Origin of the sequence: Mesotoga sp. Brook.08.105.5.1 (assembly GCF_002752635.1) — a bacterium.
Lineage (GTDB): Bacteria > Thermotogota > Thermotogae > Petrotogales > Kosmotogaceae > Mesotoga.
In genome coordinates this window covers 1-24253 of the sequence record NZ_AYTW01000021.1, presented here as the reverse complement: position 1 = coordinate 24253, position 24253 = coordinate 1, and the positions used below count along the sequence as shown (strand labels likewise).

Below are 24253 nucleotides of genomic sequence, written 5' to 3'. Positions count from 1 at the left end.
TGAGCCGGCCCGTCCTTAGGAAGAGCCGGCTTCGGTAATTACTTCAGTTTTCTGATTTCTTCGGCCGCTCCGTCTAGCGCGTTCTTTGGAGTCATTACGCCCATAATTGCACGTTCGAGATACTTGGAGATAATATCTCTTGCCTGAACCCAGAACGGAACATTTGGATTTCCATAGGCATACTTCGAGCCTTCCACGAACTTCATCAGATTTGGATCATTCGCAATGTACTCGGCCACGACGCCGGACTGTCTTGGCGGCAGACTTCCAAGAGCCGTGTTTATAGCAATAAGCGCATCCTTCGACGTCATGAAGGAAAGGGCCTTTGTTGTTGCTTCCAGGTCCTTTGTGCTGCTGGAAACCATGAAACCCGCGAATGAGTAGAAAGCGGCTCTCCCATATCTTGCGGGTGGGAAGGCTAGACGAATCTTGGAGTAAACATCCGGGCTGTATTCCTTGATGGCCGCGAGAGATTCGTTGTTCATGAAACACATTGCCGCTGTGCCAGCCGCAATCGGCTCAAGGTTTCCGATCGGGGTAAGACCGTATTCAGAAGCTACCTTGGCCTCTCGTATCAGGCCTACGTAATACTCTAGAGCCTCCACTCCCGACTGGGAATTGAAAGTCGGATTGAAGTCGTTGTCGAAGAGAGCGCCGTTGTTCGCAATCAGGAAGCCTGTCCATACTTGTTGAAGATCAATCGCCGATACAGGAATGTCCAGGCCGGCCCTCACTAGTCTACCCGATTCATAGACTGTCAGCGCCTCGGCATAGGCCCTCAGCTGTTCCCAGGTTACCGGCGGTTCATCGGGGTCGAGACCGCTCTCAATGAAGAAGTCTTCCCTGTAGGCGAGAAGTCTGCCCGAACCGAACACAGGAACCATGAAGTTCTTGCCCCTGTAAAGACCAACACCCAGAGTACCTCCAAAGTCTTCAGGGTCCTCTAGCTTGTCGATGAGACTGTCGATGTCCATTATCACGCCCGTTTCAGCAAATCCCGCGATCGCAGCCTGGCCGTGCATGAATATATCTGGTCCTATTCCGCCGGCAAAGGCAGTTGTAAGTTTTGTGGAAAGCTCTCCCCAAGGTATATACTCAACCGCGAGCTCAATGTCGGGATTAGCTTTCTCGAAGGCAGGAACCAGGTGATCATCTACGGCCTCCATCAAAGCTTCTGTAGTACCCGCAAACCAAACCGTAACCTTCGTCTTGCCAATTGCCGTGAAGCCTAGAGCGAGACAGATGATAAGAATCAAAATCCATTTCTTCATTACCACACCTCCCTGTTAGTCTCTGGTAATTTTGCTGAACTCCCTGACAATCCGTGAAAAACTCCCGATTTCAATTCCCGTTACGATAGGGCCGATAATCAGCCCCTTGAAGCCGAGATCTAGAATTCTATCTGCTTCGTCCACGGTAATCCTCTTCTGGGTTGGAATAAAGGAAGGCAGTCCTGAAAGCTCAAGCACTTCCAAATAATCGAGAAGGTCTTCCAGCGAAAGATCCTTCCCGTAGTCCTTGGGATCGATGATCGAGATCTCTACCGCATCTGCCCCAACTTTCCTTAAGTATGAAGCCATCGACTTGGAATATGTATGATTAAGAGCCAGCATCTTGCAGAGATCGTTCTTCATAACATATAGAGGGGCGTAGTCGACGTAGACGTCAAAGAAAGACAGGCCGAATTTGCTCATTTCCCCTAGTTCCTCTTCTGACGCCATTGTTTCCGCTCCGGGAACGATTCCCATACAGCAGCCAAGAGCAGAATGGATGTTCTTTGCGGTCTCTCTGACGTCGGTCCATGTGACATGAACCTTTCCAGTCACCCTGTGCTTCACATTTATGTGAAGCTTAACTGCGTCCGCACCGTTCTCAACTGCAGCCCTTGCGTATTCCAGACTGTTCTCGGGAAGACTGACTACCAAGAGTCTGCCTTTAGAATCCATTAGCTCTCTGAAATGCATTACTTCTCCCCCCTTAGAGTTTCACCTTCCATCAAGAACGGTTCCACAAACACAACTCCCTTTGATTCAGCATTTCCCTCCATCAATTCCTGAAGCATTGTTACTGCGATTCTTCCAAGCAGATAGGGATTCAGTGCGACGGTAGTTATTTTTGGAGAGGTCATTTTGCAGAAATCTAGCCCACCAAATCCAATAACCCCTATCTCTGAAGGGATGGAAACCTTCCTGTCCTGTAGAGCCTCAATCACACCTTTTGCAAGCCAATCGGTCGTGCAGAAGATCACTTCTCTGTTTCCAGGTGTTCTGAGGTGTCTCTCGATGGCCATTCTTCCATCTCTCTCTTCGAAGGAGTTACATTCGATAATCTTTACCCGCTCAGTTGGGAACCTGTTTTCACTAAGACACTTGAAGAAACCTTCCAGTCTATCAGCAAATGTCGAGACGTTTCTCGGCCCTGTAATGACGGTAACTGTAGAGTAGTTATACTTGATAATTTCATTGGCGGCGAGATAACCGCCTCTGACATTGTCATTGTTTACAGACGCTAGGTTTTCCAGGCCCGAGTATTTGCCGATCAAGACGACCGGAATCTTCATTGCCGACAGGAAAGTCTTCAGATCGTCAGGCATTGGGATGCCTCCCACGATCAACCCTTCGACAAGATCGAGAGGGATCAGAGATTCATCGAAGCTCTTCTTGCTTCTGATCGACTGAACCAGGCAGTGAATATCCGATGACCCGGCCCCTCTCAGTATCCCCCGCTGAACTCCTGAGAAGAATTCATCGCTTTCGATTGATTTATGAGGGTTGGAAACGAAGAACATCACAACCTTACTGCCGCGGCCACTGGATATCTCGCCCGGGTATCCAAGCTTCTTCGCGACTCTCAAGACCTTCTTTTTGGTGGCTTCGCTTATGCGGCTGTCATTATTGAGTACTCTGGACACGGTTGAAATCGCCACGCCAGTGATTTCCGATATCTCTCTCAGAGTTGGCAGAAAAAGACCTCCTAACTCGTCAATTCAATGCAAATCGTGCAAAGCTGAATTCTTCATATGATTCTAGCAATTAAGAGTCGACGAAACTAATGCCATGAGGATTGATCAACAAACTCTGCAAACGTATATCCACAATCACCAGCGATTAGAGCCATTATTCTCATCAATTTGAAAGATAGGCTAGTCCGAACGAATGCAAACTATGCAAAAGAGTAAGCGATCCGTTCTGCTAAATGACCCGTCATAGGTAACTTGGCTACTTGTCCCGAATTCCAGTTCTTTCGACTTTCTTCCCAACAGAGATCTCTAGAAGCAAAGTTGCTTCAGTAGACTCGCGAAAGTGATTTCTTGAGAAGGATCTCCATCTAAAACAGTTCTCCCGCTAAGTTATTCGGTTCTCATCATCACTTTCTGTCCTAGATCCGACTGACTGAACAGGCAATGGTCAAACAGAATCGATTCAAGGTTGCGTATCTGTAAATCAGCTGCAATTCTATCGTGATATTGATGATGTAGTTGAGTATTGTCTCCATGAACTCCGTAGAAGTCTGTCCTGTTTGAAAAGTCCGGTTAGAAGAACGTATCCGTTCTAGTAATGCTGCGCTTATTCCAAGTGAAGTATCTGATATCCGGGAAACGTGCTTAGAAAGGCGCTTCGCAGGTGAAAGCGTGCTTGCTTGATGGTAGCTCAGAGAAGGGAGGGGGGAAGATAGAGGCAGAGGAAGTGAGCAAGAGTGGAATCTGAAATGGTAGGAATGGAGAGGCAATCGTCCAGTATGAGAGAGGAAAGGCCGTTGGCAGAGGTAAACCTGGAATACGGTCATCTTGACCTGCTGCCTGGCGCTTGAAGGAGGGAGAAAGTGATATTGGGGATCTTTCTGAAGGACAGAGAAGCCAGTTTAGAAGGTGATCGTTTTGAGGTAAAGATCGACAAAATGGAAGCGATTTATGCGGTCGCTGCTCTGGGTTCTGAAAAGCCCAGAGTTTCTTTTGAGGACTATATTACCACTGCAGATATACTTCTCAAGAGGGATGAGGAAAACATGATAATCCTGGAGTTCGAAGGCTTTGTGCCTCCGGGAAGAATAAGAGAGTTGCGGCTGATTTCAGATGAGCTGACAGTATCAGTAACTCTAGAAGAGAAAGAAACCGAAGAGATCGCCGAAGGATTCAGAGACCATCAGCCTCCCGAAGACTTTCTCTCGTACTTGAAAAGAAACATGAAGAAGAGCGAAAACCCTCTCATGATGGCCAACTTGGAGCAGGTCTCCAGTTGAGATTGCAGTTGTTTCTTACAAGTCGAGAGCCTTATTTACGGTTGCTCAGGTGGAGAATGCGATTTTCCAACCCTTCCATGGTTACCAACCAATAATTGCCGGCAGAACAGGTAGAAATTGATCTTAAAACCCCGCACGATCGAGTGGACCGATTGTGTTCGTTACGATGAGCTATTTGAAGAAAGAGGCTAGAGGTGCGAACTGATGGTTTCGAAGGTCGAGGTCTGTCACTCTGCATATCTTCACTTCTATCCTCTTTCGTCTGATCTTTGAAACACATCTTCCAGCTCTTCGTTTTTCTTCCTCAAGGAAGGATTTTAGAGCAATTGAGCCCATTCGTTCAGAAACGCTTTTGGGCAAAAGTAAGGTGGCCAAAGGGGATATGAGTGAACCCCTCTCTCACGGAAACGGCATTTCCTCTTATGTGAGTACGCAGAAGAGAATGGATGAATAGTTGAGTTTCTGAGTTTTTTCAGCGAAAGTTCCTTCTTAACTGAACTCTTGAAAAGGGAGATGGATAGACTCAAATTCCTTATAATTGAAAAAGCAGTTGCTTAATGTGACTAGCCAAAAATCACAAATATGAGGCTTAACGATTTTTGCTATGGACGACCGCTGCAGTTATAGGGGGTAAATTGATTCTAAAGGATAGGGAGAGGCGGTTTTCTTGAGTTCAGAGTGAATTGTGAAATCTAAGAGAATATGGAGAGCCTCTAACGATACTTGATCAAGGAGGGCAACTATCTTGAATACCTATCAGAAGAGTAGAATTGTCTATCTTCGGGATCTTATGGAGATGGGTACAGAATACTCCGGGCCGGATTTTGATCGCGAGAAGCTTCTTTATGAGGCTTCTTCCGACACCTTCGAGGAACTCGCGAAGCTACTGTGCGAAGTGTTCAATCTCGAGTATGAGACGGTTATAGAGAGCGAATTGTTTTTGCTTTATTATTGGAGTGTTTTCGTCTGGGACGAAAGCATTCCCTTCGAAACAAGATTTGCTGCGGCGAAGGAGATCGTCAAAATCGGCGACAAGCTTCGACGCGAGAATCTGAATAGCGCTTCCAACAGAAATTCTGCGGGTTCAGATGATGAAGCGTCAGTCTATGAAGCAATGGGGGTAAATGAATTCAGAGGACCTGAAATGGCCCGATGGTATTATCTCGCGGGTCTCAGCGCGCTTTCGTACTTCCTTCAGCATGCCGGAACAATTGATTCGGATATTGAAGATTCTGAGGAGAAAGAACTTGAGTATCAAGCAGTGAGGCTGGCGAAATACTGTCCAAGGTTCTACTTGCAGTACGTTAATCCTTATTCCGATGTCGTGTTCGGGCTTATTGAGCCTATGGTGGCACACTATGCCCTTGGTCTGAAGAAAAATGTTGAAGTGTCACTGCTGCAGTATATTTTCGAAGATACTCCTGCCGGGTTGATGGCAGGATATGGTGCGTCTGTACTTGCCCTTATCTGCCTTCTGGTAAATAAGGATCAGCAAATAAGGAGGAACGCTGCCACTGTCGCGGAAAATCTGCTTGAGTGGAGTGAAGACCAGGTCAGCCCTCTGTATATCATTGTGAAGAATTCGATTGTTGATGATTCTCTTCCATTGATTCTTGGTGAAATCGTACGCAATACAGATTTCTCTCATTCAGGAAGACCGATCATGAAATTTATTAGAATGCTTCTGAAAAACAAGGAAAAGAAAGAAGCGACAGATATAGTGTGTGGAGTGTGCTCTGTTCTCCTCGATGAGGAATCCCTCGAAAAGTCGGAACCACTCGAGGAGCTGGTTTCATTTGTCACAGAGCTTAAAACCGATTCAAATACTAGATTGGCAGCAGCTCTTGTTGCAGAGAAGGCAGGCTATTCATCTAAAGCAAAGCTTCTTTATGAAATGCTTTCGAAGGCTGACCATAAGCGTTTTGATCGGTTCGTTTCTGATTTGAAAGTTCCACCGGTACTTTCGAAAGATCTCTCGTTGAGCACGGAAATGGCCCGTCTTCTTGAACGAGCCTATCATTCAACAAAGTATCTCCACAAGATCATTTTTGAGGAGAGAAAGACTCTCCTTCCTGGCCTAACCGTTTTACGTTCTGGGGATTCCCCCACAATCGAGTACAACCTCCCACCAGGAAATTACAGATTGATGAGGCTTGCCTCGATACCGGATAGTTCTGAAAGAGTTGTTCGGATGGAAAACGCACTTGCGAGAGACCCATACGAGTTTCGGCTCTACTCAATGCTGGCTAATGGGTACACTGAGATAGGCTTAGACAATAAATGTCAATACATTCTGGAAGCCGGTTATTCGAAATTGGAAACTCTATTAGGGGAAATCGAATCGGAGTCTTACTCACTCGAGTATGATCGTGCGAACAACAAGCCTCTGCTGGATCTAATCGTTGACTATGCGGATTTTCTTCGAATAAGGGTCGGTGATCAGACTCGGGCAATAGAAACCTATGAAATGCTTCTCGATATAGACCGGGAAGATGGTGTGCATGCAAAGCACGGGCTTCTCAACAGCTTATTCAGGCAGAAAAACTTCATGAAAGCCGAGAAGTTGCTGGAACGCTACCTGGAAGAGGAAGATGTAGATTTTCTTATGGGGCGAGCCTTCATCAGTGCAATAAGAAACAGAAAACAAGATGCCAACATATATCTGCTTCGCGCGTTGAGAACGAATCCTCTGATTGTAGAAATGCTCTTCAGAGATATGGGATCTGTGAAGTTCGAAGAACTGAAGGAGGATGACGAAAGAGAAGCAGCAATGTATGCGCTCGACTATCGTCAGGTCTGGGAATCCAGCCCCAAGGCGTACAACTGGCTCAAGACCCGCAGGATATCCGACTGAACGATACGCTGGCTCGGTTTTCTTGGCCGGTAAGAGCCTTTACTGGCTAGTCTTTGCTTTTACTAGAGGGCACGGTCAAAAATCTCTATCGTTTGCTGCTCGGAATCAGGGAATGCATTTCTGCGTTTGTCTCATCAATGTTAAAAATGGAGTCACCGAGAAAAGAAAGAACTCCGGGACTAGAGAAGGCACCTCGCATAGTGGTCCTCGCCGATCTTCTTCATAGGGGGTATCTCGAGAGAGCAACTTTCTCCGGCGAATGGGCAACGCGGATGGAAACGGCAGCCACTAGGTGGATCGATCAGGGAGGGAATATCTCCTCCCGTTATGAGAGGCTTTCGCTTTAGACCAGTTTCTGGGGCTGGCGCCGCCGATTTAAGCAGCTTTGTGTAAGGGTGGAAAGAGCTGTTAATTATCTCTTCTGCCGGACCGATCTCCATGATCATGCCAGCATACATGACTATTATCCTGTCGCTCATATAACGGGCGCCGGCCAGATCGTGGGTTATGTATATGAAGGATACTCCATGTCGCTCTTTGAGGTTTAGCATCATGTTCATTATGCTCATCCTGTTTGAAACGTCGAGCATTGAAGTGGGCTCGTCGGCCAGAATTAGTTCGGGTTCGATCGAGAAGGCTCTGGCGATATTCACCCTCTGTCTCTGACCTCCTGAAAGCTCATGGGGAAACTTCCGTGTAAACTGTTCGGGTGGCTCAAGGCCTACCTGAATTAGTATGTTATAGACCTTTTCCGCTACTGATCTTTTGTCCTTTGCAATCTTGTGAATTATGAAGGGCCGTTCCATAATCCCGCCAACCGTTCTTGTCGGATTCAAGGCTCCGAAAGGGTCCTGAAATATCATCTGGACCCTCTTGTGGTGTTTCAGCTCTTCTTTTCGCGACATGGTGCCGCTCAACTCTCTTCCTTCAAACGCTACTCTGCCTGAAGTCTGCTTGTAGATCCTGCTTATTACGTTTGCAGTTGTAGTTTTTCCGCTGCCGGACTCTCCAACTATCGCGAGCACTTCTCCTCTTCGCAGAGAAAAAGACACGTCGTCCATTGCATGAACAACCTTTCCACGCATTCTGAAAGAGTTCAGGGGGAAGTGTTTGTTGACTCCTTCAAGAACCAGAATGTTATCGTTCACTGGGCCTCGGCTCCTTTGTGAAGAAAACACGCGACGCTGTGGCGATCGGCGATTTCCTCCAGCGAGGGGCAGGACTCTCTACAAATAGGCATTGCCAGCGGACATCGGGGGTGAAATCTGCAACCGTCAGGCGGTTTCAAAAGGTCTGGAGGCTTTCCTTCGATTCCGCCCATCCGTTTTATCCTGCCTGTGAGTGACGGGAAGGAATTCATCAGCCCTTTTGTGTACGGGTGCAAGGGACTGTTGAATAGAGATTCCGAAGACCCATACTCCACTATCTTACCTGCGTACATGATGGCCAGAGTGTCGCTGATCTCCACAAGCAATGAGAGATCGTGGGTGATGAATATTACCGAGAAACCCAGAGTCTTCCTCAGCTCCTGTATCTTTTCGATTATCGTTCGCTGCACGACAACGTCCAACGCTGTCGTCGGTTCGTCCATAATAATCAACTCGGGGTTCAGGATCAGCGCCATAGCAATCATAACCCTCTGTTTCATCCCTCCCGATAGCTGATGAGGGTAAGAGTCGAACCTATCTCTAGGAATGTCTACCAGCTTCAACACTTCGATAGCCCTGTCGCGAGCGTTTGATTGCGATGCTTCTCTGTGGGCATGTATTGCATCAATGAGCTGCTCACCGACTGAAAGAACCGGGTTGAGTGCATTCATGGCAGACTGGAACGCCATCGAAATATCGACCCATCGTATCTTCTTCATCTGCTCTTCGTTGAGTTTCACCAGATCGATGCCCTTAAAAATCAGACTGCCGCTTTCTATAATGGCGTTATCTTTGAGAAGTCTCATGATCGCATAGGCCAGTGTTGATTTTCCGCATCCCGATTCACCGGCGATGCCCAGGAAGCCACCTCTATCGAGGTCGAATGAGACGTCGTCCACAGCATGGACGAAGCCGCTCTTGATCCTGTAACCGGCCACAAGATCCTTGCACTGAAGTAAAGGAGTCATCTGGCTTCTATCCAACTCAATCATCTCTTTCTTAGTTTGGGATTAGAGATCTCGTCGATGGCAAAATTCATGAGCGCAAACGAAGTCCCGATCAAGGCAATGCAGATACCCGGAGGGAGGAACCACCACCACGCGCCGGACAGAAGGGCTCCACTGTTTTGAGCCCAGTATAGGATCGTTCCCCAGCTCACTATCGAGACATTGCCTAGTCCCAAAAACTCAAGGGTAGCCTCTCCCATGATCGCCGCCATTGTTGATGTAAAAAAGGATGCCATTACCAGTGAGATCATGTTGGGCAGAATCTCCCTGAAAACTATGTAGAGGGGCTTCTCACCAAGGACTCTTGACACCCTGACGAAATCCCTGTTCTTAAGACTAACAACTTGAGAGCGGAGTATCCTTGTAGGCCAGGGCCAGCTTGTGAGTCCAAGTATAAGGACGATTGGAATAACTCCCCTAACTGTTATATACGCGGCAATGACTATCATCAGTGGGAGGCTCGGGATAACAAGGAAGACGTTTGTAAACAGAGAGATGATGTCATCCACAATGCCCCCGAAATACCCGGCCACAAGCGCGAGTGTGAGGGCGAGAGCAGTAGTGAACAGTCCTGTCACAAGCCCTACAGTAAGCGTAATTCTCGTTCCGTAAACCATCTGAGAAAAGAGATCCTGTCCGGCCTTCGTCGTTCCGAGCAAGTGTTCTCTTGAGGGTTTTGCATTTAGCGGGAGTTTTGTTGTTACTCTCTCATATGTGGTCGCGATCGATTGAGTGTAGACTCTTCGTTCTGTGAATTCATCGATCTTCTCCCTTTCGATGGTTGTGGTTCTGTCCATCTCTTCGTCCACTATTCTAAGGACATCTACCTTGTTCGTCTTTGGGTCGTAAGGCGCGATCAAAGGGGCGAAGATAGCAACTCCTGAGAAAAAGACAAGTATCATAAGCCCGAACAGAGCCTTTCGATTCTCTATGAATAGAGCAAGAGTGTCCTTTAGCATCACTTACCACCGTCCCGGACACGGGGATCGAGAATTAGAATCGCGATATCCGCGATGAAATTGGCTACGAGAACGGCAACTGAAATGAAAAGGAATATAGCCTGCATTAGAGGATAATCCTTGCTCTGAACCGCCTGATAGAGCATCAGCCCGACTCCCGGATAGGCAAAGACCATTTCGGTCAGCAAGCCGCCTCCGACGACAAATCCCAGAGACATTGCGAAACCAGTTATAGATGGCAGGATGGCGTTTTTTGCGGCGTATAGAGTCTTGATCCTACGCAGCGGGAGCCCCTTGGCTTCGGCAACGGTGATGTAGTCTTCGGCCAGCACATTGATCATGTTGTTCCTCATAGTTAGTATCCATGCCCCCATAGAAGATATAACGATTGTCAGGGCAGGAAGTATCGCATGTTTCAGAACAGAGAGGAAGAATTCCATCGTCCCCCTCTGAAGCTGCGGTGTGTAGGCGTTTCCGAGGGGAAATATCGGCAGCCTGAAAGCCAGAAAGTATATCAGCAGCAACCCGAGCCAGAAATATGGAAAGGAACGCACGAAGATAAAGAGTCCGACAGTGAAGGAAGCGAGCTTCGTGTTACGTTTCCACGCAACGCCTATACCTATTATCGTGCCGAGAAAGAAGCTGATTATCGTAGCCGTACCCATCAGCCCAACTGTCCAGGGTACGGCGACCTGCAATACTCTCCAGACAGGAGTCGGGAATCTTGAGATAGAGATACCCAGATCGCCCTTAAGGAGGTTAAGAAGATACTTTCCGTACTGGACAAGCAACGGATCGGACGAATCGACGCCAAAGGCAGCCCTTATTGCTTCGAGTGATTCTAGAGGAACACCTTGCATCTTGTCCATCAGATCCTGCGCAGGATCACCGGGCATCATTCTCGGAATGAAGAAATTCAGAGTGACTGCAACAAACAAGGCGAAGAGCAACAATCCGATCTTTCTAGCGAAGTAAGCCAATGCTGTTTAGAAAGCGTCTCTCTCTTGAGGAAAGCGAGCCTTCCTTACCCCCTCTCGTGAATATGAATAAGCCTCGCGGGCACTAGGGCCCGCGAGCTATATCCAGCAAATTACCTCAAGTGTATAGAAAGCAAGATGGGCATCTTGTCCATGCCTGTCGGTCTGGGTTCGGCATAGGGATTGTCGGCATTGGGCCAGCCGACGAAATTCCTTGTGCTGTACTCGAACCACACAGGATTGAAGAACATTGGTACAGAGGGAAGATCCCTCAGGAAGATGCTTATAACTTCCTCCATAATCTTATCCTGAACCTGTGGATCGGTCTGTTTCTTATAGCTGTCGAGGAGTTCGTCGATCCTGTCGTTTTTGTAACGCATTCCGTAGTAATTACCCGCGTTTTCTCCAATCGGCGCCCAGTGCTTTGAATGTACCCAGTTGTCGAACTGATAATAGGGACTGGTTCCCGTAACGGAGATCCCGAAAAGCATCTCGTAGTTTCCGTTGAACATCATGTCTTTGTAAGGAGAAGGCCAGGCGGCCAGAGTAACGATAGCCTCGATTCCGACCTCTTTCAGTTGTCTTGCCACCTCTTCGGCTCCCATTATCCAGTCGGTCCACCCCGTCGGGACATAGAGATTCAACGAGAGGGCCTTGCCGTCCTTTTCGTAGATCCCGTTCCTGTTAAGCTTGTAGCCTTCTTTCTCGAGCAGATAGCTTGCGTAATCGGGGTCGAATTCGATGCCGTACTCCTTGAGCCCCTCTTCTGCAAGTCTGAGATAGCTCGCTTTGACACCGGCCAGCGAAGCAGGGACGGCTCCACTCGCCATTATTCTAGTTATCTCTATTGGATCGATCGCCGCAGCTATCGCTGCTCTCACATTGTAGCTGTCGAAGGGCCACTTAAGGTTGTTTAGATTGAGGAAAACGAGGTTTCCTTCGGGAAGCCAGTACTTGAAGTGCTCGGGATCGGCCTTTACAAATACCTCATCGATATTGGCAACAAAGTAGCCCGCCCAGTCGAATTCGCCCCTGGCGAGTCTTAGGGAAACCTGCTCGTTGGTTGTGGTTAGCGTAAGGACTTCGTCTATGTAAGGAAGAGGTTTACCGTCTTCGCCTATCTGCCAGTAATTTGGATTTCTAACCACGCTGAACGACTGTTCGCTGAATGAGCCTTCCTTCAGAATAAACGGTCCGGTGCCTACGGGGATTCCTTCGCCTATCCAGGTTAGAGGATCATCGACTTTAGACCAGATGTGCTCTGGAACTATGAAGACACTGGAGAATCTCTGAATAATTGTTGTATCGACCTCCGAAAACTCGAATGTGACGGTCATCGGCTTGTCCGATCGAACTCCGGTGACTCCCGTCGACCAAAGACTTGCGACGTCTAGCGCCCTATTCTCTCTTCCCAGTTCTACAGTAAACAGAACGTCTTTCTCAGTAAAGAGCATCCCATCGTTCCACAAAACGCCCTCTCTCAGGTTGAAAGTCAGTTCTAGAAGGTCGTCGGACCACTCATAGCTTTCTGCAAGCCAGTTCATGATCCTTCCGGTCATGGGATTGAAGTAGATAAGAGTCTCGTAAAAACCTCCGATAGCCATCTCGTTGGTATTTGGGGAGAAGGGGTTGAAGTTTTCGATCAGGATACCCTGTTTAATGGAGGTGATCCTGAGGGTCCCTCCCCTCTTTATTTCGGTGGCAAACAAACTTGCTGAAATCACCAGTGATGCGATGGTCAAGATTACTATAACCTTTTTCATTAGTTCCCCCCCCTTTTTTACAGGTTTTGATACATCATTAATATTATAGACACTTCAATATCCAATTCCAAAGTCAGCCAAGGCCAATCAAGTGCAAATACGGGCGTTTACGAAGAGAAAACTGTTTGACCGCCGGCATTCTATAATGACAATACATATATACAATTATTTCACGCTAGATCCGGTTACGAAAGTTAATAACACATACTATTTCGAAACATTAGCTAGTTTCGGAGAAAGCCATAAGGAGAAAAGCAAAAGCCAGTCTGCTGGCGCAGGCCAGTCAAAAGGCAAAGATCATCGACGCCAGTGAAGGCTTCGCCTTCGCCAATACCACTTCGTGGTGACAGTCACTGCAAGCAGTGGCGAGAAAAACTATAAGAACACCAAACCGATTTGGCGAGACTGGCCAGGCGAAGCCTGACTGGCCACCGAAGGTGACTGGCTCCTGAAGATCCGCTGCGCGCTTAAGAACAAAGACCCGCTGATCGCTGATGAAAAACAACTTTGTCCGTCAACGGTCCGCCGTCCTCGAGATGGAGCAGTTGCAAGTTGTCAGTTCCAAGTTGTAAGCCCTAAAGTAAAGGAACGTTAAATGCCGTCATTCCGACAAAGCTCCTGGTCGGAATCTTTCGGGCGAACAGCCGTTCGCCCCTACAAAAGAATTGCATAACCTTATGACATTGTCATCCCGTAGAGCCTGCCCCAATATGCTCATGTTTGGGGCTTCTGTTTGGTACACCTGTTCAGGCGTTCTGCACGTTAACTTGCAAGCGGCTCTTTCCCCGCGAAGCGGGCATTGCGACCTGGGATGTTCTTCCAAGCCTTGCGTCCGCCGATGCTTTCAGGCGCCTTGCGTCTTATTCCGTTCTTTCCGACCCGCACATTGCTACCCCCAACCCCGGCCTTTTGCTTCCCTTACAACTCACAACTTGTAACTTGCAACTGAGCTTTTACAAGCGATCAGCGGGTTCTCCGCTTTTAAGCGCACTACGGTTCTTATGCTTGCAACTCGGAACTGAGAACTGGCAACTGAGCTTTCAGCGTACAGCGGATCTAGGAACGAAGAACAGATCCTCGCTCTGGAACGAAGAACAGGTTTTTTCGGCGGAGAACGGATAACCGTTCAACGGCGAACTAGCTTCTTTTGCTCTCCAAGAGTTTTCATCCCCGCGAAGCGGGCCTTGCGTCCCCGGATGCTTCTCCGGGCATTGCGACCTGGCGTGGTCTTCGCCAGCCTTGCGTCCGCCGATGCTTTCCGGCGCCTTGCGTCTTATTCCGCTCTTTCCTACCCCCTACCCGCTACCCCCTACCACGGTCAAATCGAAATCTCGCTATCGACAGTTTTTATGATTTCAGGAGGGCTTCCCATTCAAAGAAGATCGCGAGGAGTTCTTTGTCTAGATAGTGCAGTGCCTTGGTTCTTATTTCATACGGTATGCTGTAGTAAGCTTCGGCTATCGCTCCGGTTATTGCTGCGATTGTGTCGGTGTCTCCGCCAAGCGAAACTGCCGTGCGAATGGCGTCTTCAAATGAATTTGATTCGAGGAAGCACTGTATGGCCTGTGGTACTGTTTCCTGACAGGTTTCATTGAAGTCATATGATGGACGAATCTCGTCGATTGTGAAATCCAGAGAGTAGTAATCTCTTGAGATCCTGACGCGAATATCCCGCTTTGAGAAGCCTTGACGCGCAAGGAAAATGGCAATGGTAGTCGCCTCAGCCCCCTTTATGCCTTCCGGGTGGTCGTGAGTGACAGAGGTTATCGTTTTTGAGAGGCTTATCGCTTCCAATTCATTTCGCGCAGTGAATCCCACAGGGCCAATGCGCATAGCAGCTCCGTTGCCGAAGCTATTGTACGGCCGAGGGTTGGCGCTGAATATCCATCTTCCAAACATTCCCCCATAACCGCAGTTAGGATAATTTCGACCGATCTGCTGCATATATTTCACTGTAAGCTCTCTTAGCAGACGGTTATAGCACATACTCAGCCTGTAGTCTTCTCGCGATTTGTCAACAACCTTCTCAGTTTCCATGATCGCTTTGGCAACGGCAAGGCTCATTATACTATCGTCCGTAGCAAAGCACTCATCTGTGAATAGTTCAAAGGCCTTGCTTCGGTGATTATTGAACTCAAATCTCGACCCGACGATATCGCCGACAATTGCTCCCAGCAAAGTTCACACCCCGCCTCTTTCATGTTGCTTGAGATTCTCCATTCCAAGTGTAACATCATCGACCTGAACGCAGCTGGAGGTTCCCACCCTATGCCTCTTCAGATGAATCTAGCAGCTCTTATCCTTTCCTGGAGATCGCCTGTGATTGCATGGAGCACAGTATTGTTTGTCAACATAAATCCGCTCCACTTGATAGAATCGTCCTGTAAACTAACTTGCGGGAGCTGAATGAGTTATGTTGGCAATAACCAGGTGAGTGAAGTCAGTATGCAGAATGGAGCGGATGTTGTGGATGAGAAGATCAAAGAGGCTCTAGTGATTAAGAACGAGAGGATCATCAAGGCGGTGATTGAGAAATCGAAGCGTGTCAACCCGGACTCGGTAGCGTTCGTCGGCATCTATGGTTCATTCGCCACTGGAGACATACACGACAAGTCTGATTTAGATCTCTTCATTGAATAAACGATTTGAAAGGATACAGAATAGGTTCATCCTTCATTTTGGGAGACGTTGCTCATGATATCTACTGCACGAGCTGGCAGCAGCTTGAAGACATGGCTAAATATTCGACACCATACATCTCAAGGCTGATGGACCTGAACATCGTCTACTACCGTGACTACAAGCAACTTCAGAGGTTTATGGAGCTTCGCGGTAAAGCTATGGAACGTCTGAACAGCCTGCTGAATTAACACGACCTGAGGAATATATTGATGCATTTCGGGTAGGGTCAGAAGACTTACGCAGAGTTGGTTCTGAGTGAAGAGTCCGGAAGAGTCAAATACTAGTCGCCCAAACTGATCAACTCTATCGAAATGATCATGTATCTAATCAACAAGTCATATGTAAGTCTTGGGTCTAGACACATACCTGAAGAGATCGAAAGGATGCGGGAATTACCGATTGGATTTCCAGGTCATTACAGACGACTCATCGAGGCCGATACACTGCGTTCAATTAAAGAGAGCGCAACTTCGCTTTTGCGGTGTACGGGGGAGAAGATAGAAGAGATCAAGTACAGAGTTAAGGGCAAGAAGAAACTTGATTCGTAGGCTCTTACAGGTAGTTACGAGGAAATCTATTCGAACTGGAGAAACAAGATGGAGCTTGCCGCAAAGACCGACAACAAGTACTTGTCTCTCATGACGGCCGCAAGTTGCCAGCGATTCTACGATGAAATGAGAGAGGAGTACGAAGGCGTGTCTATCGATCTGATGAAGCACTTCGATATCAACGATTTACAGCGGTCGGCGAGGACCTTCGACGAAGCAATGGAAGAGTACAGATTGCTCTATGACGAAAACAACGTCCAGGTGAAGAAGTATCGGACAATCGAAGAGTTCGAAGAAGACCATCTTGCGTAACTTCATAAACCGGATAACTGGAGACAACATGCTTTGGAAACTATATGAAGATGTTCGGACCAGTTGCTGACTGGGAATCGGAAAGAAGAATCTCCAGGAAGAAAGATTCGGGGCTCTGAAAACCCTCTGCCCTGTATTACGTATGTAGTGGCCGCTTTTCTTCTGGAATGCTCGGTAAAGTCCTTCTTTGAGAGCTTCAAAGAGAAGGCTTCTAAGATCCGCTTTTCATAAGCTGCTTAGTGAGTCGATTGCCTTCTGAGACTGCCCAGCTTCGATGCTTCGAGCCGAACCGCCCGGTTTTGAAGAAGGCTTCTCTCGCCCTGGCAAGATCTCAACGGAGCTGTTTTCGAGCTGTACCGTTCCATGTCTTCTTGTCGATGAAAAGGGCCCTTTGGAGACTACTGCTATCAGTAATTTGTGTTGGAACGATAGCTCCGGTCTAGTCTTACGTCCTATTCTGCTTTCTCTAATATGTGTTCTTCAGGCGTTCATCAGGGTCGTCAAAGTGGATTTGCATCCGATCGAAGGATTCGGGGTCGTACTCTCTTCCCAGCCAGTCGATCAGATCTTCTCGATCAGGGTGCTTCTTATTCTTCATTGCCTCAACAAGATCTCGATAACCCATTACTCCGCCAACATCTTCAGGTGGGCAGGCTCGTTCACCGGCGATGCATCTAGGATACTTGACACTCAAGTCTCTACCGAGAACCTCTTCGAGAAGAATATCGTGGATCCAGTTATCCCCGAAATCATAGAGGTATGACGCCTTTCGGTTATGAATCGAGAGATAATCGGAAATGCGCAGTTTTCTGGAATCGAGAACCTCCTTGAAATCATCTTCAATAGGAAGCCCTATATAAACAAGCTCGTCACTCTTCGGATCAACGACCTGGAATTCGTGGAGATGGTAATCAGACCAGCCCATAGCATCCTGAATTGCGACGTGAAGATCCCAGAATGTGTAGATGTCCGGAACCTGTATTCGTCGCCAGATTAACGGTGTGATGTCAAGAAGCATTATCTTAAACTGATAGATAAGCTTGTATCCCTTCTTCATCTTTTCACCTCGCTTATGGTTGGATAAACTATTATAGTGCTCTACCCATTCATGGGACAACACGTTTGGCTAATGGGATTCATAAAGACACATTGGAGACCGAGAGTTGTGGTTGTAGGCGATCCACCCTCGGAGAAGAGAGAGAAATCAGTTCCACCAGATGCAAGTTGCTGGGATTATCGGTTCTCCGAGAAAACCTAGAGAGGGGAAGACGCTTTGAGTTTGAGGTGAAGCCTCGCTTCTAGAAAAACCATATTCGAGAGTATCAAGAGCAGGAAGAGAAAGCAGATCATGCATAGTAAGAAAAAGCAAAAGGCCGGGGTCGGGGGTTGCGGTAGGGATTGGAAAGAGCAAAGCGATATCAGTTGGCCGTTAAACGGTTCTCCTTTAGCCGAGGGAAAAACCAGTGCTTCGTTCCAGAGCGAGGATCTGTTCTTCGTTCTTGGTCAAACCAGAAAAGCTACATGAGACGAAAAAAGAAGGGTAAGACTCTGAATCAAGTTCAGATGACGCGTTGTGACATTTTTGCTTTCAGGTCTCTAGCCTGCAACTGGAACAAGCAACTCCTCACTGCTCATCGAAGGACGGCTCTTACAGCATGACGGAATCTGAGTTTTTCGCTCTACCGCTTGCAACTTGGAACATGCAACTTGGAACTGCTTTTTCAAAGGACAAGTCCTTGATCCGGGACGAAGGACCAAGACGCTCCTCACAGCTTATAGCGTCACTTAGCAAGCTACCAGTGATTCTTATGGAGCCGGTCAGTCCCTATCTTCGTGCTGCCTGCAGGTACGCTTTCAAGACCAGATCCCGTGCAGGATCATCACGGGATGACCCTGAACAGGGACTTTTCAGGGCAGGCTCCTGAACAGGTGCATTTCAGGGCAGGCTATGCGGAATGACGGTCTTTCTTACTTCAGGTCATCCTGGCACGCTTCTGGTCAGGATCTCGATCTTTGAAACAGTTGCAAGTGCAATGTTGCAAGTTGAATAAGAAAATGGTTGTCCGTTATCGGTTCACCGTTCTCCGAGCAGAGCTTCAAGACCTATGAAGCTCTTTGGATGATGATCTTAAGTCCTCCCTTGAGGGAGGAGTGCCACAAAGTGGCGGAGAATGTTTGTTTCAAAGAAGAGCATCGAGAGAACGAGATGAGGAGAGAGGACGAGAAACAGGAGAGAGTTCTCGTCTTCTCGTGAGCTCAGCGAACGTCTCGGCAATGCTCTTTCTCGATTGACCTTCTCGGTGAACGGGTTCATGATCTTGAACGGTCAACGGAGAACGGATCTTCATAGCGTTTCTAAGCCCGCGAAGCTGAACTGGCCTCGCCAAACGCGAAACTGGCCAGGCGAAGCCTGACTGGCCACCGAAGGTGACTGGCTTCTCTCCCATCTTCATGTGAGCTCAACGAACGTCTCGACAATGCTCTTTCTCCTTTGACCGGTTGATCATACGTTATTGGTGGGGAATTGGCTCAGAAGAGCTTTGCTTCATATCTCGCTTTCTTGTATGAGCTTGAGTGTCTCTCTTGTAGTTGCGACTCTGATCAATGCTCTTACTCGCTCTTCAAAGAAGTCTTTGTCGCCTGTAACAAACACATCTGGTCTAGCCTTAATAGCGGAAGCAAGAATCGGAGCATCGTACTCATCTCTGATTATCTCAATACATTGCTCCACTTCGCTTTTGTCTGGAAAGGGCAGTATTTCTGCATCAAGTGATTCGAGAATATCCTCGTAATCGTAATCTTCGATCACACCTGGGAACTTCCTTCTCAATACTCTCTCAACCTCTGAAACACTAAACTTTGCCAGCAGAAGCACATGATTGGAATGCACCATGGTATGCAAGAGGAGTCTTTCCATTCCGTCAAAAACAATGCCTGAGAGGAATGTGTTCGAATCAATCATCACTCTCATGGTAAATCTCTGTGAAGAGCTTCTTTCTGACCTTTTCCAGCTCGTTTTCCAATTCTTCCTTAGTATAGCCTCTGGCCTCCGCCTCTTTCTGAAACTCCTTGACTATCACGTCGAAAGGCGACACCAGCTGATAGATTATCTTATCTCCTTCCACAGAGACCTTGAACCTGCTGTCGGGAGTGATCTTCAGTTTATCTCTCGCTTCCTTTGGTATTGTTATTTGTCCTCTCTCCGTTGGCCTAAGTAATCTGGTCGACACGCCATCACCTCCAGCAAGTAATATGATATCATGAATTCATATTTCCTATGTATGATCAGTTTTCTTCATCAACGATGCTGTTAAACGAGATCAATTATGAAATCAACACAACTTTCATCCCAAAGCAGGTCGGTTTCATCAGAGCGGTGTTAGTTGTTGTATCGGCAAGCACAAAAGAAGGGAAGGAAACAACACGCGGGGGTTCGGGTCTGGAGTCTGGGGTTTGGCGAAAAGAGACGATTTGCTCTGCAGTCATCCCGCGATCAGTTCTTTGAACCTATCGAAGGACGGGTCCTTGATCCGGGACGAAGGACCAAGGACGTCCCCTCACAGCTTATAGCGTCACTTAGCAAGCGACCAGTGATTCTTATGGAGCCGGTCAGTCCCTATCTTCGTGCTGCCTGCAGGTACGCTTTCAAGACCAGATCCCGTGCAGGATCATCACGGGATGACCCTGAACAGGGACTTTTCAGGGCAGGCTCCTGAACAGGTGCATTTCAGGGCAGGCTACTGAACAGGGACTTTTCAGGGCAGGCTACTGAACAGGGACTTTTCAGGGCAGGCTATGCGGAATGACGGTCTTTCTTACTTCAGGTCATCCTGGCACGCTTCTGGCCAGGATCTCGATCTTTGAAACAGTTGCAAGTTTCAAGATGCAAGTTGCAAGTCGCAGGAACGGTTATCCGTTATCGGTTCACCGTTCTCCGAGCAGAGCTTCAAGACCTATGAAGCTCTTTGGATGATGATTTTAGGTCCTCCTCCCTCAAGGGAGGATTTAAGATCAAGATCAACAGGAGTCAAATACAGGGTATACTGCCAAGGTTGAAGAAGCATAATATGATTTCTTTTAGCTCCTTAACTTATGGGTAATGATAGGCCTTGCCCGAACCAATAACTATCGCGTCGAATCTTCTGCTGTCCAATACTTTGCCCTCCTCTCTAGTTTAGGTTATTTAATATTTTGGCGTTGGTCAAATCTGACTGTCCTCAATCATCTACTCTTCTCTGATTGAGAGAAAAATCCTGTCTCCAGACATTATGGAAAAGATTCAGTTGTTGCGAACACAGAGTAGCAACGCAAAAAAGTGGGCATTATCTTCGTTCTCAGATTCTTAGGCGTGGATATGGTTGGTTTCTACTCTCAGGGTTAAGAATAAGACCCCCGATTCAGAGAACTGCTTTCTCTGAATCGGGAGTTCTTTCAAGCAATTAAAAGTTTCTTAACTATTTCTTAACCGTTAGGATTTAGTGCTGAATAGAAGGTCCATATGCGGGGAATGTCAACACGGTTCGTATATTGACTTGTGTCATTCCATCAACAATCAGTGGACTGGAAAAACCTTGCGCTCTTCCTATGCCAAATTCTTCAGAGATGATTGTACAATCTATCTTGAAGCCTGGTTCATATGGATGCATCATAATGGGCGCTGCGGAATGATAATGAATAATCATTGGATCTTTCCCGGAGGGAGTCCTATCGATATTGTAATCCCCATACACTAACATTGATCCAGCCGGAACAAACTTTCCCTGTTCGCCGCCATATTCGCCATAGAGAACGGTATCTTCCATGAGCATTACCATGAATCCACCGTCTCTAACAACCCAGCCTTCGGAAGGCACTTCTTCTCCTGAGCTTACATAGGCGCGGTACTCTTCTCTGGGATCGAAAGCAAATGGCATTGCTGAGGGGAGATTGGGACCAAACTGTTTCTCGAAATATGCATCTGCTTCAGCGTGAACTTCTGCAATCTCTTCGTCGCTTCGCCCCATTACATCTTTATGATACCACATCGAAAGATCTCCTTCAACCGGCGCTACATCTGCATTGTAGCGACCCGCTGCCATATAGACTATGTACTTGTCGAAGCCTTGAGGGGTTGGAGTTACTGCAAAACCCGTAATCGAAACTGCTAGTGCTGCGATAACAGTTAATATGATACTCACGGTCAGTTTTCTGGTCATTTCTATCCACCTACCTTTATTGAGATGAATTGATTGTATCAACCAATTACAGGTGGGTTCTGTAATCTGTACTACAAAACTGACAAATACGAGATGATGAGGTGTCTCACAAATCAAATAGATAGAATGAATGATATCCATAATCTTTCTCAATTAGCGATGGTTTAGGTGGTTGTGAATGACCACAATATTGTAAGTGAGAATCTTGAGGCCGACTGGTATATCAAAGTCTCTGTTCCTTGTGTACCATATGGATTCTGAACCATCAATGATATCTTCAAGTATGAATTGGTTCTCTCTAATTCTTCTTATCTAGGTTTGTATCTTGGTCAGCAACAAAACCAGCAACTACAGTATCTTTATCTTATCGTACTCTTTGTTCCTTCTCCTCTCATTCTTTACAGTTCCCTTTACAATGAACTTGTCCATCCTTGTGATAAGATTTATTCAGGCTTCCTTAAAATTCATAATTGATTTAATGCAATCATCATTGAGTCTTTTGGATGCTCTCCTTTTTGTAGCGCCCAAATATATCAGCAGCTAGTTGCTGATGAAGTTCAAAAGAGAATAGGCAGAGTTCGCAGAAGGTGATAGATATGAAGAGTAAGAATCTTTCAAACTTGAAAACGACGACCGGATCTAAACAGTTGATGAAATTGACCCTTATTTCAAAGCTCGACATTTTTCGCGACTTGTCCGATGAAGAAGTTGAGCAAGTTGAAGCAATGGTGAGAATGACTTACTGCAAAGCAGGACACGTGTTTTTCAGTCCCGATGAAAAGGTAGAGGTCTTGTATATGTTGAAGAAAGGTAAAGTACAGATCTACACGATCAATCAAGACGGGAGACGCCTTATCATAGATACATTGGGCCCTGGAACTTTTTTCGGAGAGATGTCACTGACTGCACAAAGTATGCAAGAATCTTTTGCTGAAGCTATCGAAGATTCGCTAATATGCGTGCTCGGTCGATCCGATATCGAGGCGTTGATTATGTATAAGCCTATCGTTGCAATAAGATTGCTCGACATCGTAAGTCAGCGATTACGTTTGACCCGCCTAAGGTTAGAAGAAACGGTGCTCCAGAGTGCCACAATCAGAGTATGTAGTACTCTTTTGAGACTGTCGCAGGATAGTCTTATTATAAGAATTACCCACCAAGAACTGGCGGACACTACTGGTCTTTTTCGAGAGACTGTAACCACAATTCTTGACGAACTTCAATTATCTGGAATACTTGAATTGTCTCGTAAGAAGATTTCGATCAAGGATAGATCGGAGCTGCAAAGGATAACAGAGATGTGATTCGAATCTCGCTCTTCAGGACTTTAACATCCCTAAGATTTCTCGACTCGTATCCTGGTTATTCCTGACCGAAAGGATAATGGATGAAGATCTCGGGGTCAGACACGCCCTGATCGTTTACATCTGTGTTTCTGTCTCCATATACTAGGAAACGGGGCCCCGACTTCGACTCAATTTGCAGAAAGTGATCCGGCTGGTTCGGATAGAATACGGTTCCTATTGAAGCCGCGCTGCTGTTGCCAAAAGGCAGAACAATTATCCTGCCGCTCTTCACCAAAGCGTTTTCAACGAATATTGTCGCGGCTACGGTTCCTGCGATCTCCATTGGATGTGTACCACCCATAAGTAGAAAAGTGGGTCCGGGAACTCCGCTGTCCATGTAATAGACTGGAGTATCCATGTTCGTTCCCTTGAGAGGTTCGAAGTAATCCGAGAGCCATCCGGTGCTCGTTACACCATAACCTGCACGAATGTCAGGCCTGAAAAAAATTGCCATCGAAAATGATGCAACGAGAACCAGCATGAAGATGATAAGAGTTTTTCTCATTTGCTATTACCGCCGATCGTTTAGAGAAAAGCAAGGGGCCTAAGGCCCCTATAATCTATCTCACAAAGAATTCATTGAGAACTTCAACTAGATCCACTGTCTTTTCGAAAAGCTTGAGGGGAATGGATCTCTCCTCACTTATCTTGGTGAACAAATCGTCTTGATTAGCGTCGACTTTAGCAAATAGAGCGTCGGCATATGGCGCTAGAGCCTACAGGATTTCATCGGATGAAGAGTCTCTCCGAGACTCTCCTTGAAGGTTGTCAACGATTATTTTGGTTCCGTAATCTTTGGCCTTCCGAGCGAGAAGCAAGACTCTCTGAAGTTCCGCGTCAATCTCTATCCCTGCAGCTCCTAGACCCCTTCCACTTGCGCCAACGACTATCATTAGCGTTTTGTATCTTTCAATTTCAAACTGATCGGCGTTAAGCAGCTTTTCGAAAGTGTGTTCGATCTTCGCCATTTTGGCTACGACAGTTAACTGAAGGGCACCGGGAGACTGACCAGCGGAGGTCACTATCACCGGCTGCTCGAACCTTACTTGCTCATTTTCCTGCGCAAAGCAGGCAATACAGACGATCAGCAATCCAACTATTAGTATCGTTCTTCTCATGATCATTCTCCTCAATACTCAGGAGCTGAGGCCTCTCCTTCTCTTCTGAACCTAATTTCCCGGACAAATTATACCTATGAGTTTGGTTGAATCTTCAGACTCTGG

The 24253-nt window shown here is 47.1% G+C and carries 21 protein-coding genes and 1 pseudogene; 7 read left to right on the top strand and 15 right to left on the bottom strand.

Annotation, left to right across the window (positions count from 1 at the left end; all coding sequences use genetic code 11):
- Positions 1 to 38 precede the first annotated feature (38 nt).
- The 3 genes from V512_RS08660 to V512_RS08650 are packed head-to-tail and all read right to left on the bottom strand — an operon-like array spanning position 39 to position 2944.
- Positions 39 to 1271: an ABC transporter substrate-binding protein gene (locus V512_RS08660; RefSeq protein ID WP_099830091.1), complete on the bottom strand. Its 1233-nt coding sequence runs from the start codon at positions 1269 to 1271 to the stop codon at positions 39 to 41.
- A gap of 15 nt (positions 1272 to 1286) precedes the next feature.
- On the bottom strand, positions 1287 to 1964 hold the full coding sequence (locus V512_RS08655; protein ID WP_099830090.1) for a hypothetical protein: 678 nt from the start codon (positions 1962 to 1964) through the stop codon (positions 1287 to 1289).
- Complete coding sequence (locus V512_RS08650) at positions 1964 to 2944, bottom strand: LacI family DNA-binding transcriptional regulator (protein ID WP_279300416.1); 981 nt, start codon at positions 2942 to 2944, stop codon at positions 1964 to 1966. The genes V512_RS08655 and V512_RS08650 overlap by 1 nt, the downstream gene beginning before the upstream one ends.
- Positions 2945 to 3822: 878 nt before the next feature.
- Here V512_RS08650 and V512_RS08645 point away from each other — a divergent pair.
- Both V512_RS08645 and V512_RS08635 read left to right on the top strand, forming a co-directional pair.
- The gene (locus tag V512_RS08645; RefSeq protein ID WP_099830088.1) at positions 3823 to 4239 is read left to right on the top strand and encodes a hypothetical protein; all 417 of its coding nucleotides are present in this window, start codon (positions 3823 to 3825) and stop codon (positions 4237 to 4239) included.
- Between the two features lie 745 nt (positions 4240 to 4984).
- Complete coding sequence (locus V512_RS08635; RefSeq protein WP_099830086.1) at positions 4985 to 7093, top strand: tetratricopeptide repeat protein; 2109 nt, start codon at positions 4985 to 4987, stop codon at positions 7091 to 7093.
- A 179-nt stretch (positions 7094 to 7272) separates the two neighbouring features.
- Here V512_RS08635 and V512_RS08630 read toward each other — a convergent pair whose 3' ends face one another.
- The 6 genes from V512_RS08630 to V512_RS08605 form a co-directional block, all read right to left on the bottom strand.
- On the bottom strand, positions 7273 to 8241 hold the full coding sequence (locus V512_RS08630; RefSeq protein WP_099830085.1) for an ABC transporter ATP-binding protein: 969 nt from the start codon (positions 8239 to 8241) through the stop codon (positions 7273 to 7275).
- Positions 8238 to 9209, bottom strand: a complete 972-nt coding sequence (locus tag V512_RS08625; RefSeq protein WP_099830128.1) for an ABC transporter ATP-binding protein — start codon at positions 9207 to 9209, stop codon at positions 8238 to 8240. The genes V512_RS08630 and V512_RS08625 overlap by 4 nt, the downstream gene beginning before the upstream one ends.
- A gap of 20 nt (positions 9210 to 9229) precedes the next feature.
- Entirely contained in the window at positions 9230 to 10207 is a 978-nt protein-coding gene (locus V512_RS08620; protein ID WP_099830084.1) for an ABC transporter permease, read from the bottom strand.
- The gene (locus V512_RS08615) at positions 10207 to 11187 is read right to left on the bottom strand and encodes an ABC transporter permease (protein WP_099830083.1); all 981 of its coding nucleotides are present in this window, start codon (positions 11185 to 11187) and stop codon (positions 10207 to 10209) included. The genes V512_RS08620 and V512_RS08615 overlap by 1 nt, the downstream gene beginning before the upstream one ends.
- A 110-nt stretch (positions 11188 to 11297) precedes the next feature.
- The gene (locus V512_RS08610) at positions 11298 to 12947 is read right to left on the bottom strand and encodes an ABC transporter substrate-binding protein (protein ID WP_099830082.1); all 1650 of its coding nucleotides are present in this window, start codon (positions 12945 to 12947) and stop codon (positions 11298 to 11300) included.
- A gap of 1347 nt (positions 12948 to 14294) precedes the next feature.
- A complete protein-coding gene (locus tag V512_RS08605) occupies positions 14295 to 15125 on the bottom strand; it encodes an ADP-ribosylglycohydrolase family protein (protein ID WP_099830081.1) in 831 nt (276 codons plus the stop codon).
- 228 nt (positions 15126 to 15353) lie between these two features.
- Here V512_RS08605 and V512_RS08600 point away from each other — a divergent pair, with 228 nt between their 5' ends.
- From V512_RS08600 to V512_RS08590, 4 genes are all read left to right on the top strand, one after another.
- Positions 15354 to 15587, top strand: a complete 234-nt coding sequence (locus V512_RS08600; protein WP_099830080.1) for a nucleotidyltransferase domain-containing protein — start codon at positions 15354 to 15356, stop codon at positions 15585 to 15587.
- A gap of 5 nt (positions 15588 to 15592) precedes the next feature.
- A complete protein-coding gene (locus V512_RS08595) occupies positions 15593 to 15817 on the top strand; it encodes a hypothetical protein (protein ID WP_099830079.1) in 225 nt (74 codons plus the stop codon).
- Between the two features lie 129 nt (positions 15818 to 15946).
- Positions 15947 to 16177 carry a hypothetical protein gene (locus V512_RS14500; RefSeq protein ID WP_133117330.1) on the top strand — a complete coding sequence of 77 codons (231 nt, stop codon included), beginning with the start codon at positions 15947 to 15949 and terminating at the stop codon, positions 16175 to 16177.
- Positions 16178 to 16225: 48 nt separating this feature from the next.
- Positions 16226 to 16489: a hypothetical protein gene (locus V512_RS08590; RefSeq protein WP_099830078.1), complete on the top strand. Its 264-nt coding sequence runs from the start codon at positions 16226 to 16228 to the stop codon at positions 16487 to 16489.
- Positions 16490 to 16955: 466 nt separating this feature from the next.
- Here V512_RS08590 and V512_RS08585 read toward each other — a convergent pair whose 3' ends face one another.
- From V512_RS08585 to V512_RS08560, 4 genes are all read right to left on the bottom strand, one after another.
- On the bottom strand, positions 16956 to 17546 hold the full coding sequence (locus tag V512_RS08585; RefSeq protein WP_099830077.1) for a plasmid pRiA4b ORF-3 family protein: 591 nt from the start codon (positions 17544 to 17546) through the stop codon (positions 16956 to 16958).
- Between the two features lie 1488 nt (positions 17547 to 19034).
- Positions 19035 to 19460 (bottom strand): putative toxin-antitoxin system toxin component, PIN family, encoded by a 426-nt coding sequence (locus V512_RS08575; RefSeq protein WP_099830075.1) that lies wholly within the window; start codon positions 19458 to 19460, stop codon positions 19035 to 19037.
- Positions 19444 to 19719 carry an AbrB/MazE/SpoVT family DNA-binding domain-containing protein gene (locus V512_RS08570; protein WP_099830074.1) on the bottom strand — a complete coding sequence of 92 codons (276 nt, stop codon included), beginning with the start codon at positions 19717 to 19719 and terminating at the stop codon, positions 19444 to 19446. The genes V512_RS08575 and V512_RS08570 overlap by 17 nt, the downstream gene beginning before the upstream one ends.
- 1245 nt (positions 19720 to 20964) lie before the next feature.
- Complete coding sequence (locus V512_RS08560; protein WP_099830072.1) at positions 20965 to 21684, bottom strand: hypothetical protein; 720 nt, start codon at positions 21682 to 21684, stop codon at positions 20965 to 20967.
- Between the two features lie 596 nt (positions 21685 to 22280).
- Here V512_RS08560 and V512_RS08555 point away from each other — a divergent pair.
- Positions 22281 to 22988 (top strand): Crp/Fnr family transcriptional regulator, encoded by a 708-nt coding sequence (locus V512_RS08555; RefSeq protein ID WP_099830071.1) that lies wholly within the window; start codon positions 22281 to 22283, stop codon positions 22986 to 22988.
- A 58-nt stretch (positions 22989 to 23046) separates the two neighbouring features.
- On the opposite strand, the gene V512_RS08550 is transcribed toward V512_RS08555, so the two are convergent.
- Entirely contained in the window at positions 23047 to 23535 is a 489-nt protein-coding gene (locus V512_RS08550) for a hypothetical protein (RefSeq protein ID WP_099830070.1), read from the bottom strand.
- Positions 23536 to 23590: 55 nt separating this feature from the next.
- Positions 23591 to 24148: pseudogene (locus V512_RS08545) on the bottom strand (DUF6305 family protein).
- Positions 24149 to 24253 lie beyond the last annotated feature (105 nt).

What these genes read in the sequence shown, in the direction of transcription:
- V512_RS08590 (WP_099830078.1), top strand. Translation starts at nt 16,226, where the DNA reads ATGGAGCTTGCCGCAAAGACCGACAACAAGTACTTGTCTCTCATGACG.
- V512_RS08560 (WP_099830072.1), bottom strand. Translation starts at nt 21,684, where the DNA reads ATGACCAGAAAACTGACCGTGAGTATCATATTAACTGTTATCGCAGCA.
- V512_RS08655 (WP_099830090.1), bottom strand. Translation starts at nt 1,964, where the DNA reads ATGCATTTCAGAGAGCTAATGGATTCTAAAGGCAGACTCTTGGTAGTC.
- V512_RS14500 (WP_133117330.1), top strand. Translation starts at nt 15,947, where the DNA reads ATGTATCTAATCAACAAGTCATATGTAAGTCTTGGGTCTAGACACATA.
- V512_RS08625 (WP_099830128.1), bottom strand. Translation starts at nt 9,209, where the DNA reads ATGACTCCTTTACTTCAGTGCAAGGATCTTGTGGCCGGTTACAGGATC.
- V512_RS08550 (WP_099830070.1), bottom strand. Translation starts at nt 23,535, where the DNA reads ATGAGAAAAACTCTTATCATCTTCATGCTGGTTCTCGTTGCATCATTT.
- V512_RS08575 (WP_099830075.1), bottom strand. Translation starts at nt 19,460, where the DNA reads ATGAGAGTGATGATTGATTCGAACACATTCCTCTCAGGCATTGTTTTT.
- V512_RS08555 (WP_099830071.1), top strand. Translation starts at nt 22,281, where the DNA reads ATGAAGAGTAAGAATCTTTCAAACTTGAAAACGACGACCGGATCTAAA.
- V512_RS08660 (WP_099830091.1), bottom strand. Translation starts at nt 1,271, where the DNA reads ATGAAGAAATGGATTTTGATTCTTATCATCTGTCTCGCTCTAGGCTTC.
- V512_RS08610 (WP_099830082.1), bottom strand. Translation starts at nt 12,947, where the DNA reads ATGAAAAAGGTTATAGTAATCTTGACCATCGCATCACTGGTGATTTCA.
- V512_RS08600 (WP_099830080.1), top strand. Translation starts at nt 15,354, where the DNA reads ATGAGTTATGTTGGCAATAACCAGGTGAGTGAAGTCAGTATGCAGAAT.
- V512_RS08620 (WP_099830084.1), bottom strand. Translation starts at nt 10,207, where the DNA reads ATGCTAAAGGACACTCTTGCTCTATTCATAGAGAATCGAAAGGCTCTG.
- V512_RS08585 (WP_099830077.1), bottom strand. Translation starts at nt 17,546, where the DNA reads ATGAAGAAGGGATACAAGCTTATCTATCAGTTTAAGATAATGCTTCTT.